Genomic DNA, 20,285 nt, shown 5'->3' on the forward strand with positions numbered 1-20,285 from the left:
CCAAAGGAGTGTAGCTCATGAACGATGCAATGCATCAAGCCTGTGATTTTGTTCTGTTCGGTGCCAAGGGTGACCTGGCAATGCGTAAGCTATTTCCTGCGCTATTCCAGCTCGACAAAGCGAAGCTACTGAACCCTGAGTCTAAGATCATCGGCGTTGCACGTGCGGATTGGGACCAGGCTGCCTTTGTTGAAGCGGTGGAAGCAACACTGGTTCGATTTTTAGAGCCTGGTGAGATGAGCTCTGAAGATTGGCAACGTTTCTCAGCGCGTCTTGATTACGTTCAGGTCGATATGACCTCCGCCGATGATTTCAAGAAGATCAAAGCTAAGCTTGATGACAGTCGAATCATGGTTAACTACCTTGCAACACCGCCTGCTGTGTTTGGTGACATCTGTAAAAACCTCAGCAGTGCAGAGTTAATCAATGAGACGACGCGTATCGTATTGGAAAAGCCGATTGGTCACGATTTGGCGAGTTCTAAGGTGATCAACGATACGGTTGCTCAATACTTTAATGAGAACCGTATCTACCGCATTGACCACTACCTAGGTAAAGATACGGTTCAAAACCTTATTGCCCTGCGCTTTGCCAACAACCTGTTTGGTTCACAGTGGAACAACTCGGCAATCGATCACGTTCAGATTACGGTTTCTGAAACCGTTGGTCTTGAAGGGCGTTGGAGTTACTACGATAAAGTGGGGCAGATGCGTGACATGGTTCAAAACCACCTGTTGCAACTTCTCTGCATGGTCGCAATGAACCCGCCGAGCAAGCTGGATGCAGACTCGATTCGCGATGAGAAAGTCAGGATTTTGAAAGCCCTTCACCCAATTAACTCTTCCAATGTCACTAAACGTGCCGTGCGTGGTCAATACACAGCCGGGTCTATCGGTGGTCAAGCGGTGGTTGGCTATGGTGAAGAGGAGGGCAGTGCTGCGACTAAGTCCAACACTGAAACCTTTGTCTCTTTACGAGTCAATGTCGATAACTGGCGTTGGGCTGGCGTACCATTCTACCTGCGTACCGGTAAACGTATGCCGCAAAAGATGACCGAGATCGTGGTGGTTTATAAAAATAACCCACACTTTATTTTCGATCCTAAACAGCGTGACATCGTCAACAACCGTCTGGTTATTCGCCTGCAGCCTGACGAGGGCATTCGTCTTCACGTGGTCACTAAACAGTTGGGTATGCACCAAGGCATGGATCTACAAAACCGTGCGCTCAACCTGGACTTCAGCGAAAGTGATCCTAACCAACGAACTCCGGATGCTTACGAGCGTCTGCTTCTAGAGTCGATGGTCGGTGACCAGTCACTGTTCGTTCGTCGTGATGAGATTGAAGCCTCTTGGGCTTGGTGTGACGAGTTGATTCAGGCATGGAAAGATGTCGGTGACGAAGTGAAACCTTACAACGCCGGTACATGGGGACCTATTGGTTCAATCGCTCTGATCGAGCGTGATGGTCGTTCTTGGCACGAGTGAGGTTTGATGATGTCCAATATGATTCAATTTGATACACGAGAGTCACTTGAAAGTCGCTTAACGGAAGAGATAGTCGCGCTACTAAAGTCCGGAATTGAAGAGCGTGGCCGTGCGACACTGGTGGTGTCGGGTGGTCGAACACCGGCGGCACTATTCCAATCGCTCTCTGTACAAGAACTCGATTGGTCTAAGGTTTGGATTACCCTGGCTGATGAGCGTTGGGTTCCTGATACGCATGAGGACAGCAATGCTCGTTCTGTGAAAACACACCTACTACAGAATCGAGCGGCGGATGCGCATTTTATTCCACACTTTAATGACGCCGAGTACCCCTGTTCGGGTCAAACCAAGCTAGAAGAGGTTCTGAGTGAACTTCCAAAAGAGTTTGATGCCGTGATTTTAGGCATGGGTGAGGATGGTCACACCGCATCATTCTTTCCCAATGCACCAGAGCTAACGGCAGCGTTAAACCCTTATGGTTTTAAAGCCTGTATGGGTGTGACTCCGCCCGTCGCTCCCCATTTGCGTATGACATTGACCTTGCAAAGGTTGTTGCATGCTAAACGTATCTTTATTCACCTTTGTGGCGATTCAAAACTGCCGGTACTTGAGCAAGCGATGGGTGAGGGCGACACCGAAGAGATGCCTGTGCGCGCTGTTCTACGCCAGAGCAAAACCCCTGTCGATATCTACTGGGCACCTTAATCATCCAATCTGTTGGAGCGGTCTTGAAAAGGCCGCGATGCTCTTTAAAATCGCCTCATCTGCGATAAGGCTCCAACATGGTTAGCTGCTTGCTGTTGGAGCGGTCTTGAAAAGGCCGCGATGCACTTCAAACCAATCGCCTCATCTAAGATAAGGCTCCAACAACTACAAAAACTCGCGTCCGTGTGGCGCCATCAGATCAAACTCTGGACCATAGGAGATGATGCCATGCGGGTTGATGGTCGGATGACTGCGGTAGTAGTGGTGCCTGATATGATCAAGGTCACAGGTTTCTGCAACGCCGGGTTGTTGGTAGATATCACGCAGGTAGTTTGACAGGGCCGGGTACTCTGCGATTCGTTTACGGTCACACTTAAAGTGCTGAACATACACTGGGTCAAAGCGAATCAAAGTCGTGAAGAGTCGGATATCAGCCTCGGTTAACTGATGACCCACTAAGTAACGACGAGTGGTTAGCCTCTCTTCCAGTCTGTCCAGATGCTCAAAGAGATTCACCACCGCTTCGTCATAGGCCGCTTGGCTCGTTGCAAAACCCGACTTATAGACACCATTGTTAACGGGTTCGTAGATGAACTCATTCCACTGATCAATCTCCGCTTGGAGCGATTCAGGGTAGAGATCCAGAACATTTGCGCCCATCTCGTTAAAACCTGAGTTGATCATACGAATGATCTCTGAGGACTCATTACTAACAATGGTCTGATTCTGTTTATCCCAAAGTACTGGAACCGTTACCCGACCGGTGTACTCTGGATCGCACTGGGTATAGATCTGGTGCATAAACTGCTTCTGATTGACACGATCACCGGTTGCAGCTGGAAAGTCAGAATCAAAAGTCCAGCCTTGCTCAAGCATCAAGGGGTGCACCACATCAAATGAGATCTGGTCTTGTAGACCTTTGAGTGCTCTGACGATCAGAGTTCGGTGTGCCCAGGGGCAGGCTAATGAGACATAGAGATGGTATCGACCCGGTTCAGCTTTAAAACCGGCATCGCCCGTTGGGCCTTCAGCACCATCAGGGGTAACCCAGTTTCGATATTGCGCCTCTGTTCGAATAAATTTTCCATTGGATGATTTAGTGTCATACCACTGATCATGCCACTGACCGTCGATTAGAAGTCCCATTGAGTGTTTACCCGTTTAATAATGAATCTTATTAAGCCCTACGACAAAGAGCTCGAACCTGTTTAATGGTCCGCAAAGAAACTCTTAATTATAAGAAAGATAGATTGATATAAAATGCTCTTCTAGGCAACTAATGGTTGATCCGGCTCTCTAGGCTTATTAAGCTGTCTTTTTTGTTTGGATCTAAGGAGTTACGTGATGAGACGCCCCCTAATTATGGGTAACTGGAAAATGAATGGATCGTTGATGGCCAACGAATCTCTATTGACTGGTTTGGCCGATCAGGTCGCTTCTCTGAAAGGCGTTGATATCGCGGTCTGTCCCTCCTTCATTTACATTCCACAAGCACTGGAGTTGACTGCAGACACCGCCATAAAAGTGGGTGCGCAAAACCTAAGTGATCAAGAGAAAGGCGCTTTCACCGGTGAAGTGAGTGGTGAAATGATCCGTGATCTTGGCTGTGCTTATGTATTGACGGGTCACTCTGAGCGTCGCTCTCTCTATGGTGAAACCAGTCAATTGGTGGCTGAAAAAACGCTTAAAGCACTAGAACTCGGCCTAGTACCGGTTCTCTGTATCGGTGAAACACTGGAAGAGCGTCAATCGGGGCAAATGAATGCTGTATTAGAAGAGCAGGTCAATGCGGTTGTCGATCTATGTGGTGCAGACACCTTCGCGCAAATTGTGATTGCCTATGAGCCAGTCTGGGCAATTGGCACCGGCGAAACCGCGACACCACAACAAGCTCAAGATGCTCATGCCTTTGTTCGCAGTTTGATAGCCAAACACAACACGGAGATCGCTGAGCGTGTCACAATTCTTTATGGCGGAAGCATGAACGACAAAAACGCAGCAGAGCTACTTGCTATGGCTGACGTTGACGGTGGATTGGTCGGTGGTGCATCCCTTAAATCTGACAGCTTCGCGACGATCTGTCGAGCCGCTGCGAACTGATCACATAAACCCTTATCAGGGTCTGGCCTTCAGCCTGACCCTCACTACGTGGGAAATCGCCTCATCTCCTGTAAGGCTCCAACCACTCAATTCAATGGGTGCCTCCATGCTAAAACCACTCCTCGCTATCATAACCTTAGCTTTGACACCCTTGGCTCAGTCTGATGAGTTACAGGTGATAGAGGTTGCTCCAAATACCTATTCTATTGTGGGGCCGCTGACTGATCGATCTCCCGAAAATTTCGGAAACAATGCCAGCTTTGGTTTTGTAGTCTCTGATCAGGGGGTTCTTTTGATTGACTCAGGTGGTAGCTGGAGAGGGGCTGAGACAATCGAAGCTGCGATCAAAACAGTCACCGATCAACCGGTCATCAAAGTGATTAATACCGGTGGCCAAGATCACCGCTGGTTTGGCAATGACTATTTTGCGCAACAGGGTGCTGAATTGATCAGTAGCACTGCGACCCAAACCGATCAGAGAGCTCGTGAAGCTCAGCAGGTCATGCGAATTACCAACTTGATTGGTGATGCCTATCAAGGCACAAAACCTCTCTTCGCCAATACGCTTTTAGACTCAGAGAGTACCCTCACACTGGGTGATCGATCGGTTCAATTTATTCCGGTCGGTCATACTCATACTCCGGGTGAAAACTTTGTCTGGTTACCTGAAATATCCGTTCTCTATACAGGCGATACGGTGTTTGTTGATCGGATGCTTGGTGTGGCCTCCCAATCACAACATCTAACCTGGATAGAGGCGTTTGAGGTGATTGAGTCGTTAAATCCTAAGGTGATTGTTCCGGGTCATGGAGCACCAACCACCTTGGAAAAAGCTAAGGCTGATACTCTTGATTACCTCAAGTTTCTGCGTGAACAAGTGGGTGTGTTGATTGAAGAGGGCGGTGATATGCAGAGTGTGTCATACATTGACCAGAGTGCATTCAGTTATTTGAACGTCTACGAAGAGATCCACGGGCGCAATGCACAGCGTGTCTTTGAAGAGATGGAGTGGGAGTGACGCTTTAAAATTCCCATTTCAAATTCAGCAGTGTGGTTAGATCACCCTGTTCAGTGTTCACCCCTTGAGTATTCGATAGTGCTTGAGCGATAGATAAGTCGAATTGAAGTGACTCATGGACTCTATAGCTAGAGTTAAAGCCCCAATCGTAAGCAGATATAAGGTTGTAAGACTCCAATGGGCTAGCATTGGCGTCGGTATTATTGCTGCGTCTTTCAAGTTTTGCCCAGTCGATAAAACCAGCTAATCGCCATTGATCGTTCAGCCGTTTAATAATATCTACACGTACCAGCGCGCCTTGATCGACAATCAACTCGTCAGCACTGAAACCCCGAAGTCCCTGAGACCCGCCTGCAATTAATCGCTGACTGTCATCTAAGTTGTTAGGGCTCATTTGGCCTTGTAAATGGGTCAATACTTGCCAGTTATCGGCTAACCGTTTTCGATAGGTTAAGAATCCACTGAATGTTTTAAATGCACCCGCAGTATTAGCATTAGCTAGGTCATGACCGCGGTTGGGTGAGCCCCCAAGGTCGGTGTTACCCAAGGTGGTTTGAAGTCGATACGTGAGCCTATCCTTGAGTAAGGCGCGGTTTCCATCGAGCGTCAGTCTCAATGTGTTTACCTTGTAATCGCTGTCAGTCAGTGAAGAGTTATTAATTGTTGAGCTCTCCTCAAGCAAGCGTTGTTCAGCGATGCCTGATAGGAATAGATTGCTGCCAAGGGTTCGAATCAGTGGGTGACGAACGCCCAGAGAGTAGGAGAGTGCTTGATGTCGTTTGCTGTCTGTATCGGCCGAAAGCCTTCCTGCTTGCAGGTCTAACGTCGTTCCTCGAAGCCCAATGGGCCCTCTATAAGCCATACTAAGAAATTGAGACTGGGCACTATTAATGGCGTTCAGGTAGCCAGCACCACCCCGTTGAAATGGGCTGGATAGCATCGATGTTAAAACGGCTTGCTCTTCACCCGTTCCATTCAGACCCTGGTTGTTTAGATCAATGGATCCAGATAATCTGTCACTGTTCTCTATCCAGAGTTCTAGCGCCTGATCCCCGTCATCGTTTGCTTGCAGTCCACCTGATACGCTGATGCCATGCATATCTATGGTCAGTAACTGCTGACGCTCTCGTTCAGAGAGAATCAGTGGTGCCCCTTCAGATCCTGGAAGCGAGGCGACTGCTTCGACACGCTCAAGTGAGACATTAAAATGATCCTCAAAACCATGATCTAGGATTGCACCGACAAAATTTGACTCGTGTATTTCAAAAACAATCCTTCCGTTTTTAGCATCCTGTGGAGGGATGCGCGCCATAGCTGCAATGTCATGTTGTCGATAGGTGTCGGTGATCAGATCCGTCAGCTCAAGCAGTTGCTTAGGGGTGAACGCTCTCTCTTCATAGGGCAAGAATGCTTGATGCAGAGAATCGATATCGATGCTGTTTACGCCGGTAAATTCAAACCCCTTAACGAATAAGCTGGGATCACCGGGAGCTGCATCTGGTAACTTAAAACGCCGACGATCCACCTCACCGACAGAGGGTAGGTAGATGGTTGGAAATTGACTCTGAAATTGATTCAACATGACACCGGTCGTGACATCGGCGAATGATGCTCGCGAAGCTAGAGAGCAACTAAGACCCAGTGTGATTAGGGTGATCAGTGAATGATAACGCGGCTGTCTAATCTGAAATGGAAACATCAAACAGCCTCTCCGCATTTTCGTAAGCAATTTTTTTAGCCACCTCTGAAGGCAGTGTACTTAACCAATCTCGAGTATCCAGAGTGTAAAGCGGCATCTTCTGCCACTGATCCAGGTTGAATGTATCAGCTCCTAAGGTGAATCGATCGGGGTTGGCCAGCAGAGCGTTTTCCCACTCTGGGTTGAAGCCTCCCCAGGTAACAATCTCTGGTCTAAAGGATAGATCAGCCCAGAGATTTGGGTATTGATCAAATAGTCCAGCCAGATCACTAGGGGCTTCAAACCCAGCGTGTGCCCAGAGTACCTTAGCCTCGGGCCACTGCAGAAAGATCTGCTGCATCGCCTGACGATCGCCATGCAGGTGCAACACTAAGTCGTACTCTTTGGCTAAAGCCACTAAGCGTTTTGACACGGGTGTCTGCATCTCATCGCCAAACGCATGAAACTCACCAATAGCGAAGTAACGGTTCCGCTTGAGCTGTGTCTCTAAATATTCAATGACCGTCTCATCATGCATCCAGGTTCTTAGCTCGCCGCTTTTTCGATAGGGGCGAAGCGCTGGCAGCACAAGATCAGGCGCCAAGCTTTTTAATCGTTGAGTGTTGTCATCACCACTGCTGGAGACAAGGGCCTTCTGGATATCGTACTGACGAAGAAGAGAGACGACTATCTGATCATTAAACTCACTCTGAGTTTTATCATTGTGATGAACGTGCGTATCGAAAATAGGAAGGGTAGAAGCCCAGCTAGTTAGGCTTAAAGTCATCAGTAAGGGTGCAAAGAGAGTCTTCATTTGAATGATTACGCTGATAGGTCATAGCTAGATTGTCGAATATAAAAAATTACACATTGATGACGATTTTTTAACTCAATAATAAGTAAAAATTAACTTTTGTAATAGTTACGTAATTTTTACAAAAAAATAGGGGTTTTGTAGTTTTGTAGTCGACATTTGTTGGTTTTTTACAAGTTATATCAATAACTTATGAACAGTAAGTTGTATATCCTTTGTTTCAATCTGTGTCATAATTAACGGGTTACTTAACCTTTATAAAGGAGTGTGCTGTGTCTCAAGAACTGATGCTAGCAGAGTGGAATGCTCGTGAATCGATCGCCGAAGCGATGGTCCCTGTGGTTGGTCGTTTGTACCGTGAATCAAACGTAGAAATTTCTGTTTTCGGCCAACTGTCTGTTCGTAAATCTGTGATCGACCTACTTAAAGATCACCGTTACGTTCGTCAGGTTGAGGGTGAAGAGCTTTCAGTCGTAGATACCTTCCCAGTACTTGAGAAGGTGTCTCAAATGGGCATCCGCAACGCACACATCGACATCGGGAAATTGGCTGTTAATTTCCGTAAATCGGGTGCAGCGGATTTGAATGATTACCTAGAGTCTGAACTCGCTGGCGCATCAACAGAAGATACCGGTGGTCAAGACGTCGTCCTATACGGTTTCGGTCGCATCGGTCGTCTACTGGCTCGATTCATGTTGAACCGCTCGGGTGCAGGTCACACGCTGCGTCTGCGCGCGATTGTTGTACGTAAGGGCAAAGCCGATAACGACCTAGAGAAGCGTGCAAGTTTGTTGCGTCGTGACTCAGTTCACGGTTCGTTCAAAGGCACTATCCAAGTTGATGAAGCAACGAACTCCCTGATTGTTAACGGTAATGCGATCAAAGTGATCTTTGCCGATGGCCCAGATCAAGTTGATTACACTCAGTACGGTATTAACAATGCGCTTGTTATTGATAACACGGGTATCTGGCGTGATGACAAAGGCTTAGCGCTTCACCTTCAATCTAAAGGTGTTGATCGCGTTATCCTTACAGCACCAGGTAAAGGCATCAAAAACATCGTTATGGGTGTTAACCATGGTGACATCGAAGCATCGGATAAAATCTTATCGGCTGCTTCCTGTACCACTAACGCCATTACGCCTGTCCTTAAAGCGATGGATGACAAGTACGGTGTTGCCAATGGTCACGTCGAGACCGTTCACTCATACACTAACGACCAGAACCTGATCGATAACTACCACAAAGGCGATCGCCGTGGTCGTGCTGCTGCACTTAACATGGTTATCTCTGAGACGGGTGCTGCCAAAGCGGTCTCTAAAGCGCTTCCACAATTGGAAGGTAAGCTAACTGGTAACGCGATCCGTGTTCCGACACCGAACGTCTCTATGGCGATTCTTAACCTGAACCTAGAGAAAGAGACAGAGCGTGAGTCTTTGAATGACTACCTTCGTGAAGTGGCGTTGCACTCTGACCTTCAGAAGCAGGTTGACTACTCTAACTCTCCGGAAGCGGTTTCAAGCGACTTTGTCGGCTCTCGTGCAGCAGGTGTTGTCGATGCATTGGCGACTATCTCAAGCGGTAAGAGCTGTGTTCTCTACGTTTGGTACGATAACGAGTACGGCTACAGCTGTCAGGTTATCCGTCTAGCGCGTGAGATTACCAATTGTACGCTTAAGGCTTTCCCACAAGAGTAATCACTCTTTTGTAAAAAAACCGGAGTCACCGAGAGGGTCTCCGGTTTTTTTGTCTCTGATTCATTCTTAATAAACAGGTATAATGCGCCCAACTTAAAGGCATAGGTCATTATGGAACGTATTAACTGGTTTCCCGGTCACATGCATAAAGCGCGTAAAGAGATTGCGCAACTTATGGATGAGGTCGACATTGTTATTGAAGTGTTAGATGCACGCTTGCCTCGCTCAAGCGAGAACCCCTTGGTGACCTCGTTGCGTCGAGGCAAACCGGTTCTTAAAATTCTGAATAAATCCGATCTGGCAGATCCCGACAAAACCAAGGCTTGGTTGCAGGAGTTCAATGCGCAAGAGGGCATTACGGCCATCGAGTTAACGACAAGTGATAAGAGAACCATCAAGTCGATACCGCAAATCTGTAAAGATGCCGTGCCTGCCCGTGCTAACAAGGAGCGCCCAGTGCGTGCCATGATCATGGGCATTCCCAATGTGGGTAAGTCGACTCTGATCAATGCTCTGTTAGGCCGACGCATTGCCAAAGTGGGTAATGAACCTGCCGTGACTAAAGCGAATAAACGTTACAGTGTATTTCAGGGGATGGCTCTGTCGGATACTCCCGGTATCTTGTGGCCAAAAATTGAAGACCAAGACTCTGGATACCGGTTGGCGGTCAGTGGTGCGATTAAGGATACTGCGATCGATTATGATCAGGTAGCTGTCTATGGTGCTAACTTCATCCTTAATGCTTACCCTGAGCGACTGGTAGAGCGATATAAACTTAAAGAGTTGCCTGAGTTAGGTGAAGGCTTATTGGATCAAATAGGCCGTAAACGAGGCTGCTTGCGACCCGGTGGTGTGGTCGATATACACAAGGCGGCCGAGATACTCATGAACGAGATGCGCGGTGGTAAGCTAGGGCGCATCAGTTTTGAAACAGTGGAAGAGTGGCAAGAGAAAGATCGTATTGCCGCTGAATTAGCTGCCCAAGAGGCCGAAGAAGCGGCCAAGGCAGAGGAGAGTTCTAAGTGACCCGTTTAAAAAAGCAGAAACGCATGGCTAACAAAATCGTGCTGGATAAAACGCCCCGTAAGCAGGAGCGTCTAGCCGACCCCGATAGCTATGAGAGCCGAAAACAGCGTGCGCAAAAACAGAAGAAAAAGCATGTGTCGGTTGATCAGAAACGTATTAATGCGAAACCGACTAAATCAGCAATTGAGCGTGATACCGAGGCCGGCCGTCGTGGTGAGCGCAAGGGTGGCCGATTAGCGGATAAGATCCGTCAATACAACGCTAACAAAGAGAGTGCTAAAAAAGCCGATAACAGCAGCGAGCAGACCAGCGGCAGCGAATGAGTAAACGCAGGGTTGATGTCTTAATTATAGGTGCCGGTGCGTCCGGTCTGATGTGTGCATTAACGGCTGGCTATCGTGGCCGTTCTGTTCTGGTGTTGGAACACACTAAAAAAGTCGGGCGTAAAATTTTAATGTCAGGAGGGGGGCGTTGTAACTTCACCCACCTTCACTCAACACCGGCCAATTTTCTATCGAATAACCCTCACTTCTGCAAATCGGCATTGAGTCGTTATACACCGCAACACTTTGTCGATATGGTCGATCGTCATGGGATTGAGTACCACGAGAAGACCCCAGGTCAGCTCTTCTGTAATGAATCCAGTAAAGAGATTCTGACGATGCTCACCACTGAGTGCGATTGGGCGGGTGTAAAGATTGAGACAGAGGTGAGTGTCCATTCGCTTACACAGAATGAGCATGGTTTTCTCCTAGATACCTCGACTGGTTCAATTCAATGTGAGTCGCTGGTTGTCGCAACGGGCGGGCTTTCCATCCCTAATGGTGGTGCGACCGGCTTTGCTTATGATGTGGCCGAGCAGTTTGACCTACCGGTTACCCCTCGCCGCGCGGCACTGGTCCCGTTTACGTTGCAACCTGACATTTTAACGCCACTTAAAGAGCTCTCTGGGACTGCACAAAATGCGCGCGTCAGTTGTGCGGGGATGAGCTTTTTAGAGCCTATTCTGTTTACTCATCGAGGTATAAGCGGCCCTGGGGTTCTTCAGATCTCGAGCTATTGGCAGCCAGGTCAGAGTGTTGAAATTGATCTGCTTCCCGGTTTTGATATTGAAGAGCAACTTAAAGAGGCTCGACAAGCGACTCCAAAACAGAGCATTGAACGAGTGCTTAGTGAGTACATGAGTAAGCGATTGGCTCAGGTATTGTGCTCAATCTGGGGTATTTCTGGGGCAGTGGGTGACTTCTCCAATGAGAAAATTGAAACGCTCACCAAGCAACTGACTCACTGGCAGGTGAAACCCTCGGGAACCGAAGGCTATCGAACAGCCGAAGTGACCATTGGCGGGGTAGACACTCAAGCCATCTCGCAAAAAACCATGGAAGTAAAAAGTGTCCCAGGTCTCTACTTTATCGGTGAATCGTTGGATGTGACAGGCCACTTAGGTGGACACAACTTCCAATGGGCGTGGGCATCAGGAAATGCCGCCGGCGAAGTTGTTTAGGCAAGTTAAGTTCAATTGTTGGAGCCTTATCGAAGATGAGGCGATAATCGCGGCCTTTGAAAGACCGCTCCAACGCTTAAAGCTTTGAATTGATGTTGGAGCCTTATCGAAGATGAGGCGATGCCTTTTTCGCGACCTCTGTGAGATCGCTCCAACGCTTAAAGCTTTGAATTGATGTTGGAGCCTTATCGAAGATGAGGCGATAATCGCGGCCTTTGAAAGACCGCTCCAACCCATGAAGTGTTACTTAGTTTTACAGCTGTTCAGTCCGAACAGTGTGTAAGCACCACAAAATCCAAACACACCGGTTAACAGCGGTACTACACCAATGTAACCCCAGTTACCCACTGTCTCTGTGAAGGCTAGCCCAATCAGGATTAAGCCGACAATAATGCGCAGAGCGCGATCCATTCCACCGACATTACATTTCATATCACTATCTCCTTTTGAGAGGGTTTTAATAATTCGTTATACGATGTTAAGGGAAATTGAGCCCACAGCTTCAACACTGCCTTCGATACGGTCACCTTTGACAACGGGGCCCACTCCTTCAGGGGTACCGGTGTAGATAAGATCACCCGGCTGTAAGTGGTAATATTTAGAGAGGTGCATGACCAACTCTGCGGGTGACCAGATCAGATCAGAGATGTCAGCTGACTGCTTGGTTTCACCATTCACACGCAGTTCGATCCTGCCACGTTTAAGCACTCCTGTGACCGATTTTGGTACCAGGTCGGTAATGATGGCACCGCCTTCGAAGTTTTTACCTAGATCCCAAGGACGACGTTTATCTTTACCTTTCTGCTGCAGGTCACGGCGTGTCATGTCTAACCCACAGGCGTAACCATAGATCATCGCTTCCGCTCTCTCTTCATCGACCTCAAAGCCCGACTGATCGATCGCAACGACCCACTCCATCTCATAGTGCAGGTCTTCAGTTCCTGGAGGGTAGGGTAGATCGGTTCCTGACGCCTGAATGGCGTTAAGGTCTTTAATGAAGTAGAAGGGCTCTTGAGTGGTTTTATCAATCTTATCGCCCATCTCGGCCGCGTGTGCTTGATAGCTTCGGCCAACACAAAAGATGCGATTTACTGGAAATTGACGTTCGTCACCGCGAATCGTTAAGGCGGTGACTGGGCGAGGCGTAAATAGATAACTGTCCGACATATCATAGACTCTGATTTTGTTGATCTATGGATTGTAATGCTTCCGTCAATTTTTCTACAGAGATAGGTTTTGCCAGTGCCGCAGAAGCGCCGGCTTCGATTAACCGATCACGCTCTTCACCGATTGTAGCGGCCGACACGCCGACAATAGGTCCGGTAAAACCGATCTCACGAAGCGCTGATGCTAAGCCATATCCATCGAGGTTTGGCATGAAAATATCCGTCACTACTAGATCAAAGTCGCTCTCTTTAGCCGCCTCAAGAGCTAACTGACCATCTTCCTGGGCAACCACCTCGGCTCCAAGTCCCTCAATCATTTTTTTGGTAAGCGTACGAATCATTAGATTGTCTTCAGCGACCAGGACGCGCTTATTGGTAAGGTCCAAAGCCTTAGTCGATTGAGTTGATTCTTTTGGCTCTGAAGTTTTCTGTGAATCAAGCTCGCTAGTGCTAGAGTCCGTTGAGATAAGATCCACGGATAGATTGATCAAGAAGGTGGCGCCACCACCAGGGGTATCTTCGTATTGGACAGTGCCGCCCAATTCACGGGCAATTTGCATACAGAGATACAAGCCAATACCACTGCCATCCGCTTTTGAGTCGCCGCGATAGTAGGCATTAAATATATTGGCTTGAAACTCCTTCGGAATCCCCTGTCCGTTATCACTTATTTTAAGGGTGTAGTTGACGATGTTGGTGTCGATCGTCGGTCTGTAGAGTTCAACAGAGACCTGGCTAGCCCCGCTATGAATAAAAGCGTTGCGCAAAAAGTTGATCAGCATCTGCTTAAGAGAGGTCGTATCAAAATAGGTTTCAGGGTCTTCCCAGTCAAACTCTGACACAACTAAATCAATTTGAGCCTCTTTGGCTGCGATTTGCATTGAGTTACACACTTCTAGCAAAGTTTGTGTAATTTGACCGGTTTTTCTCTGTCTTGCAGTTTGCTGTTCAGGTTTAACAACATTTCGAAGATCATCTATTAGATTCAATAGATGGTTTACACTCTGATTGATCTCTAGGCTGTGGTCGTTATCATCTTCAAGCATCATTTTTATGGCTGAGACGGGTGTTCTAATCTCATGTGCAATAATGCCAAATAGCCGTTTTTCACTGTCAAAGCGCTCCTGAAGTTGAACAAACGACAGGTTTGCCTGGTGCAAGAGATCTTTTGACTCCTCTATGAGTCGCTGTCGATCCGTTGTTTCGATCATGCTACCTAGGATTTGCCGGTCAACTGACAATAGCCCCTGACTGGTCATTGTAATATCAAAATAGCGTTTACCATTTTGACTATCGATTGTGACGTTAAAATGTTTAGGTCCTTTGAAGGCAAGCAAACTCAAAAGTGTCAATTTAAATTCACTATCATTTTCTTCGTCGAAGAGGCCTAAAAATCCCTTAATAGAGATAAATTCACTAACCGGTAAATCTAGTATCTCTCGCAAGGTTGCAGATGGACGCACTTTTTCATTGATAGGGTCTATCTCAAAGAGACCAATGCCCGATGTATCAGTCGTTATGTTGAGTTTTCGAATGGCCAGTTCTGCATCAGTTCGAGACTGCAAAACTCTATCTTGGTATCGTTTATCGGTGCTTATATCTTGAATAAACAGGTTGTCATTATTCTCAGGGTCAACACCAATACGGTCGATCTTCCACCAAATGGTCTCAGTTTTCGAAAGGTTTAATGGAATTTCGCAGCTGTCAATTTTGCCCTGTAAGAGATAGTTGATTGCCTCTTTGTGCGATGCTTTTACTCTCTCTACTAATTGATGAACTGCAACATCGGTAGCGGGAAAATTAACGCTATGCCCCTTGAAAGCGAAGTGGATAGTCTCTGATTCTTGGTGCACTGTGGCCAGATCGAAACCTGACTTTTCAGCCGCCTGTTCCAATGTGTGCATTAATGCTGTACTGATCTTCTCAAATTGATCTGCTTGACGCTTAGCCTTTATAGCTATCAGTCCACGTTCAATCGTATCGGTTTGATCAACCAGTGAACCAAATAGAAAACCTTGTTGATCGACATTCGCAGTAAGTAATACTTTTTTGGCAGCCATTGCATTGTCATTAATGCTGACCATTGATCTGAAGGGTTGATCATCTAGAGGTGTTAGATCTTCAAGTCGTGCCGGTTGGTCGTTAATTGATATCTTGTCTAAAAGAGCCTGCAATGAAAGATGGGTCTGTTGATCAATGCCCAACAAATTGTTTAGTTGTTGGTTACTCCATAAAGAACCTTGCGCATCCATCTGCTCGAAAAGAGCGATCTCTGAAACAGCGGATACTTTCTCAAAGCGGTTAACGGCTTGTTCTAATTCAGAGCGGTTTTGGATAAGTTGCAGTTTAGCAAAATTTAGCTGCCTAATTTTAAGTGCAATAAAGCTAGCGACGAAGGCAATCATGGCTAATGTAAGCAGAACTCGATCGGTTACGATTGTCTGGGTATAGGGGCTGATAGAGAACTCTACTGCGTTCATTATCAAGGCAATGGGCAAAAAGAGAGAGAATAGCCTGTAGGGTAGAGTGATGGCAGCAGCGAGTAGGGCAAGGGATATGACAATGCCCGGCCTCAAAAACGCGTCGGGTGCTAGGTTTACAAAGAGTAATTGTCCAATGAAGAGTGCAACCGGAATGAGATGAGAGATCTGAAAAGACTCTCTCTCTGTTTTATCGATGTTTAGCCAAGTGATGAAGATTCGCGCACTTAAGATCGCGATAAAGGCCGGTAAGAACTGTTCAGAAAAGCCAATGTAACTCAGTTTGCCATCAAGATAAGCTATGAAAAGCGATCCGATGATAACCGAAAGCACACCCAGTAAACGCTTGCTTAGGATCTCTCTCTTCCAGTCATCAAAAATGGGTGTGCTAGTGTGCACAACGACGGTAACCACAATGGCAACTATGACCCCTTTGATAAGTGTTTGCTCTAGTGATTCAGCTGTCAGATGCCAAAGGAGTGGGAGATACCCCAAAAGGTAGAGCCCAATTTGGCGATTACGCAGGATTAGGCTTTTAGACGCTTTTGCCGAGGCAGCGACAAGCACCATGGGTAAAAACAGTCCAATATCGAACCAAGTAATGCGATGAACAGCGTCGAAGAAAAGTGTAGTGGTTAACCCAGCACTGGCCAATCCGACGAATAGCGCGGCAGCCAATGAGTAGATTGGGTGGCGTAACAGGTTGCTTAGATATGAATTCATAGACTGCATACTTATGAGTAATTAAGCGTTAAAAAGAACAGTATACTAAGCAAATTCTGTGCCATCTAAGTCTGTATCTCTTCGTCTTTTTCTGATTGTTATAAATTCATTATAGTTGGAGTTTAAGAAGAGATGCCCTCTAAATTCATACCAATTTATTCTTATATACACAGGTTTTTATAAGCAAAAAAAACGCGCCCGAAGGCGCGTTTTTTGTGAGCAGTGTCTAACGATTAAACGTTAGCAAACTGGTTCATTGTATTGTCTTTACCGCCCGCTTTAAGAGCCGCATCACCTGCGAAGTACTCTTTGTGGTCGTCACCGATGTTAGAACCAGCCATGTCCTGGTGCTTAACAGTCGCGATACCCTGACGGATCTCTTTACGCTGAACGCCGCCTGCGTATGCAAGCATGCCTTCGTCACCGAAGTAACCTTTCGCTAGGTTATCAGTTGATAGCGCAGCCGTGTGGTAAGTCGGTAGCGTGATTAGGTGGTGGAAGATACCCGCTTCACGTGATGCATCAGCCTGGAAGCTCTGAATCTTAGCATCAGCTTCTTTACCTAGATCAGTCTCATCGTAGTCAGCGCTCATTAGTTTAGCGCGATCGTAGGCTGAAACATCTTTACCTTCTGCAGTCCAAGCATCAAACACTTGCTGACGGAAGTTTAGAGTCCAGTTGAACGAAGGTGAGTTGTTGTAAACAAGTTTCGCATTTGGAATCACTTCGCGGATGCGGTTAACCATGCCAGCGATCTGCTGAACGTGTGGTTTTTCAGTTTCGATCCATAGAAGGTCAGCACCGTTCTGTAGAGACGTGATACAGTCAAGAACAACACGATCTTCACCTGAACCCGCTTTGAACTGGAATAGGCCAGACTGTAGACGCTTAGGCTTCATTAGTTGGCCGTTCGCTTTAACTACTACATCACCGTTGTTGATGTCTTCAGGACCGTTGATTACGTCGCCATCTAGGAAGCTGTTGTAAAGGTCACCTAGATCGCCTGGCTCGTTAGTCACAGCGATCTGCTTAGTTAGGCCAGCACCTAGAGAGTCAGTACGTGCAACGATTACACCGTCATCTACGCCAAGCTCAAGGAATGCGTAACGAACAGCGTTGATCTTAGCTAGGAAGTCAGAGTGAGGTACAGTAACTTTACCGTCCTGGTGACCACACTGTTTCTCATCAGAAACCTGGTTCTCTAGCTGGATACAACATGCACCGGCTTCGATCATTTTCTTAGCTAGAAGGTAAGTCGCTTCCGCGTTACCGAAACCAGCATCGATATCAGCAATGATTGGAACGATGTGAGTTTCGAAGCTATCGATCTTAGCGATGATCTCTTGCTCTTTAGTGTTGTTGCCAGCGTCACGTGCAGCGTCTAGCTCACGGTAAAGGTGGTTAAGTTCCCACGCATCCGCTTGCTTAAGGAAGGTGTAAAGCTCTTCGATAAGCATTGGCACAGAAGTTTTCTCGTGCATTGATTGGTCAGGAAGTGGACCGAACTCTGAACGTAGAGCCGCAACCATCCAACCAGATAGGTATAGGTAGCGCTTGTCAGTAGAACCGAAGTGCTTCTTGATAGAGATTAGTTTCTGTTGACCGATGAAACCGTGCCAGCAACCTAGAGACTGAGTGTATTTAGATGTATCAGCATCGTAATCAGCCATATCTTTACGCATGATCGCTGCAGTGTATTTAGCGATATCTAGACCCGAATGGAAACGGTTCTGAAGTTTCATGCGAGCAGCAGATTCAGCATTAATTGCTGACCAAGTGCCGCCGTACTGGTTACAAGTCGCTTGTTGAGCTTCAATCTCTTGTTTGTATGTAGACATATCTCATCCTCAATAATGGGTACCTGTGCACCCGAATGTGTTAAACCTCTGGCGGTTCAAAAAATCAAACCTGACCGATGGCGACATCATGAAGATTGCTGCACCTGCTGTCAAAGTGCTTTTGTGCATAGCAGCATAGAATGGAGGGTGTCAGTTAGGGGGTGGTCGTATTTCTTGTAGTTAAACTACAAGCAGTCAATGTGGTGATATTTGTTTTAATTTATATAAAACAATAACTTACTTTAATATAGACTATGGTTTAGCGACTTAAGTTTAATAGTAAATGGTCGTAAATTGTCTGTTTTTACAGCGATTAAATACTCTTTTTATATACCAATTTCTTCTATAAGACCTTTGGTGCATGGCAAGAAGTTGTAGGTGGAAAATAGTATAAAAGCGACATAAGCTGTCCTTTGGCGAACCGCTGGTTTAATGTGAAGGCACGATTACCTACTGAATGGCTCCCTGAGTAAAGAGCTGTTTGATGAGCGATGACTCGCCAATCTTGTACTGATTAGCTGATAGGTAACCTTGATTGGCTAGCTGTTTAGCAAGTTCTATCTCTGCGTCATCGACCTCTAGCTGAACGCCGTTACAGAAGAGTTTGAACTGTTCACCATCAGAATAGAGCAGGCGGTTGTTTGGAAGAAGCTCGATACCGTCCTCGGTGGCGCCCAGTATCCAATCATCGTAATCCTCTGGGTCAAGCTGTTCAGTTTGATCAGGATACTTAGGTTCTGAAAACAAGGACCCTAAAGCGCTTTCAAGCTGTTCCCGATTGGATAAAAGTGCTTTTAGGCGCTGTTCGATTTGAGTGATGGACGCTTGATCGATCTCCCCCGGCGATTGGCAAAGAGTTCGTTTAGGATCACTAAACCGGTGTTCGCTAGTCAGGGCTTCACCGATGCTGTCTGATACGGTTCGCAGTATCTCGGCATCGGATGGTGCTCTGAATCCTGCAGAGTAGGTGACGCAATCTTCACTGGTTGCTATGCCGTTATGAGCGACTTGTGGAGGGAGGTAGAGCATATCGCCCGGCTCCAGATCAAAGCTCTCTAGGCATTGGAATTCACTCAGAATCATAACCGGCGCATCCGGTAAACGGGGTGATTGGCTGGATTCGATAGCACCCAACTCCCAGCGACGTGTCCCTTTAGCCTGAATTAAAAAGACATCGTAGTTGTCATAGTGTGGTCCAACACCACCACCCGGCGTTGCATAGCTGATCATCAGATCATCGATGCGCCAGTTAGGGACAAAGTTGAAGGCATCTAGCAATGCTTTTGCTTCGGGGGAGTAGTGGTCTACGGCTTGCACTAGAAGCGTCCAGTGCGATTCTGGAAGATGTGCGAAGGTCTCCTCATTTAGAGGACCACATTCCAACTGGTATTCTGAGCTGTCCGGTTTGAATTGAATCAGTCTCGATTCGACTTCCTCTTCGAGGGATAAGCCTGCCAATTCATCAGAGCTGACAACGGGTTCAAGGTCGGGAAATGCATTGCGAATTAACACTGGTTTCTGTTGCCAATAGCCACGCAGAAACGTCTCAACCGTTAAATCACCCCAGTTAATTGTGTACATAGCCAATCCTTTAAAAATGATCGCTTCATTTTAAATTAAAGGGCCGGTGGGTGATATCTACTTTGTTAAGAATTCCAGTGACTGGCTTTAGCCTGTCATCTGCTTTATCGGTGTTTTCCAGATAGGTATTAAATTCTAACTGCGGATGACAGGCTGAAGGCCAGTCACCGTCGCTACTAGCTAGATGCATACGAAAATTAATCGCGACCTCTTCGAGATCGCTCCAACAACCTAACTGCGGATGACAGGCTGAAGGCCAGTCACCGTCGCTACTAGCTAGATGCATACGAAAATTAATCGCGACCTCTTCGAGATCGCTCCAACAACCTAACTGCGGATGACAGGCTGAAGGCCAGTCACCGTCGCTACTAGCTAGATGCATACGAAAATTAATCGCGACCTCTTCGAGATCGCTCCAACAACCTAACTGCGGATGACAGGCTGAAGGCCAGTCACCAATAGATGAAT

At 47.0% G+C, this 20,285-nt stretch carries 17 protein-coding genes; 8 read left to right on the forward strand and 9 right to left on the reverse strand.

What is annotated here, in order from left to right:
• Positions 1-17: 17 nt before the first annotated feature.
• Positions 18-1,487 (forward strand): glucose-6-phosphate dehydrogenase, encoded by a 1,470-nt coding sequence (zwf, locus tag XMA152_RS11305; RefSeq protein WP_173483663.1) that lies wholly within the window; start codon positions 18-20, stop codon positions 1,485-1,487.
• 18 nt (positions 1,488-1,505) lie between these two features.
• Positions 1,506-2,192, forward strand: coding sequence for a 6-phosphogluconolactonase (pgl, locus tag XMA152_RS11310; protein WP_173483664.1), 687 nt, complete (start codon positions 1,506-1,508; stop codon positions 2,190-2,192).
• Positions 2,193-2,357: 165 nt separating this feature from the next.
• Here the strand turns inward: pgl and XMA152_RS11315 are convergent, their stop codons facing one another.
• Positions 2,358-3,338, reverse strand: coding sequence for a glutathione S-transferase family protein (locus XMA152_RS11315; protein WP_173483665.1), 981 nt, complete (start codon positions 3,336-3,338; stop codon positions 2,358-2,360).
• 198 nt (positions 3,339-3,536) lie between these two features.
• On the opposite strand from XMA152_RS11315, the gene tpiA reads away from it, so the two are divergent.
• Positions 3,537-4,292, forward strand: a complete 756-nt coding sequence (gene tpiA / locus XMA152_RS11320) for a triose-phosphate isomerase (RefSeq protein WP_173483666.1) — start codon at positions 3,537-3,539, stop codon at positions 4,290-4,292.
• A 106-nt stretch (positions 4,293-4,398) separates the two neighbouring features.
• Entirely contained in the window at positions 4,399-5,310 is a 912-nt protein-coding gene (locus XMA152_RS11325; RefSeq protein ID WP_173483667.1) for an MBL fold metallo-hydrolase, read from the forward strand.
• 4 nt (positions 5,311-5,314) lie between these two features.
• On the opposite strand, the gene XMA152_RS11330 is transcribed toward XMA152_RS11325, so the two are convergent.
• Together XMA152_RS11330 and XMA152_RS11335 are read right to left on the reverse strand one after the other, a co-directional pair.
• Positions 5,315-7,009, reverse strand: coding sequence for a ShlB/FhaC/HecB family hemolysin secretion/activation protein (locus XMA152_RS11330; protein ID WP_173483668.1), 1,695 nt, complete (start codon positions 7,007-7,009; stop codon positions 5,315-5,317).
• Complete coding sequence (locus tag XMA152_RS11335) at positions 6,990-7,775, reverse strand: amidohydrolase family protein (RefSeq protein ID WP_173483669.1); 786 nt, start codon at positions 7,773-7,775, stop codon at positions 6,990-6,992. Before XMA152_RS11335 ends, XMA152_RS11330 begins: the two co-directional genes overlap by 20 nt.
• A 299-nt stretch (positions 7,776-8,074) precedes the next feature.
• Between XMA152_RS11335 and XMA152_RS11340 the strand changes: the two genes are divergently transcribed.
• The 4 genes from XMA152_RS11340 to XMA152_RS11355 all read left to right on the forward strand — a co-directional run bounded on the left by XMA152_RS11340 (position 8,075) and on the right by XMA152_RS11355 (position 12,029).
• Positions 8,075-9,499, forward strand: a complete 1,425-nt coding sequence (locus XMA152_RS11340; RefSeq protein WP_371731438.1) for a glyceraldehyde-3-phosphate dehydrogenase — start codon at positions 8,075-8,077, stop codon at positions 9,497-9,499.
• 111 nt (positions 9,500-9,610) lie between these two features.
• A complete protein-coding gene (gene ylqF, locus XMA152_RS11345) occupies positions 9,611-10,525 on the forward strand; it encodes a ribosome biogenesis GTPase YlqF (protein ID WP_173483670.1) in 915 nt (304 codons plus the stop codon).
• Positions 10,522-10,848 (forward strand): hypothetical protein, encoded by a 327-nt coding sequence (locus tag XMA152_RS11350; protein WP_173483671.1) that lies wholly within the window; start codon positions 10,522-10,524, stop codon positions 10,846-10,848. The genes ylqF and XMA152_RS11350 overlap by 4 nt, the downstream gene beginning before the upstream one ends.
• The gene (locus XMA152_RS11355) at positions 10,845-12,029 is read left to right on the forward strand and encodes an NAD(P)/FAD-dependent oxidoreductase (RefSeq protein ID WP_173483672.1); all 1,185 of its coding nucleotides are present in this window, start codon (positions 10,845-10,847) and stop codon (positions 12,027-12,029) included. Before XMA152_RS11350 ends, XMA152_RS11355 begins: the two co-directional genes overlap by 4 nt.
• Positions 12,030-12,272: 243 nt before the next feature.
• Here the strand turns inward: XMA152_RS11355 and XMA152_RS11360 are convergent, their stop codons facing one another.
• The 6 genes from XMA152_RS11360 to XMA152_RS11385 all read right to left on the reverse strand — a co-directional run bounded on the left by XMA152_RS11360 (position 12,273) and on the right by XMA152_RS11385 (position 20,199).
• Positions 12,273-12,461, reverse strand: coding sequence for a DUF2892 domain-containing protein (locus XMA152_RS11360; protein WP_173483673.1), 189 nt, complete (start codon positions 12,459-12,461; stop codon positions 12,273-12,275).
• A gap of 36 nt (positions 12,462-12,497) precedes the next feature.
• A complete protein-coding gene (locus tag XMA152_RS11365; protein WP_173483674.1) occupies positions 12,498-13,196 on the reverse strand; it encodes a fumarylacetoacetate hydrolase family protein in 699 nt (232 codons plus the stop codon).
• 1 nt (position 13,197) lies between these two features.
• A complete protein-coding gene (locus XMA152_RS11370; RefSeq protein ID WP_173483675.1) occupies positions 13,198-16,398 on the reverse strand; it encodes an ATP-binding protein in 3,201 nt (1,066 codons plus the stop codon).
• Between the two features lie 233 nt (positions 16,399-16,631).
• Positions 16,632-18,236, reverse strand: coding sequence for an isocitrate lyase (locus tag XMA152_RS11375; RefSeq protein ID WP_173483676.1), 1,605 nt, complete (start codon positions 18,234-18,236; stop codon positions 16,632-16,634).
• 450 nt (positions 18,237-18,686) lie between these two features.
• Positions 18,687-19,817, reverse strand: a complete 1,131-nt coding sequence (locus tag XMA152_RS11380; protein ID WP_173483677.1) for a cupin domain-containing protein — start codon at positions 19,815-19,817, stop codon at positions 18,687-18,689.
• Positions 19,818-19,842: 25 nt separating this feature from the next.
• On the reverse strand, positions 19,843-20,199 hold the full coding sequence (locus XMA152_RS11385; RefSeq protein WP_173481051.1) for a hypothetical protein: 357 nt from the start codon (positions 20,197-20,199) through the stop codon (positions 19,843-19,845).
• Between the last annotated feature and the right edge of the window lie 86 nt (positions 20,200-20,285).

Source organism: Marinobacterium sp. xm-a-152 (assembly GCF_013282965.1).
Classification (GTDB): Bacteria; Pseudomonadota; Gammaproteobacteria; order Pseudomonadales; family Balneatricaceae; genus Marinobacterium_E.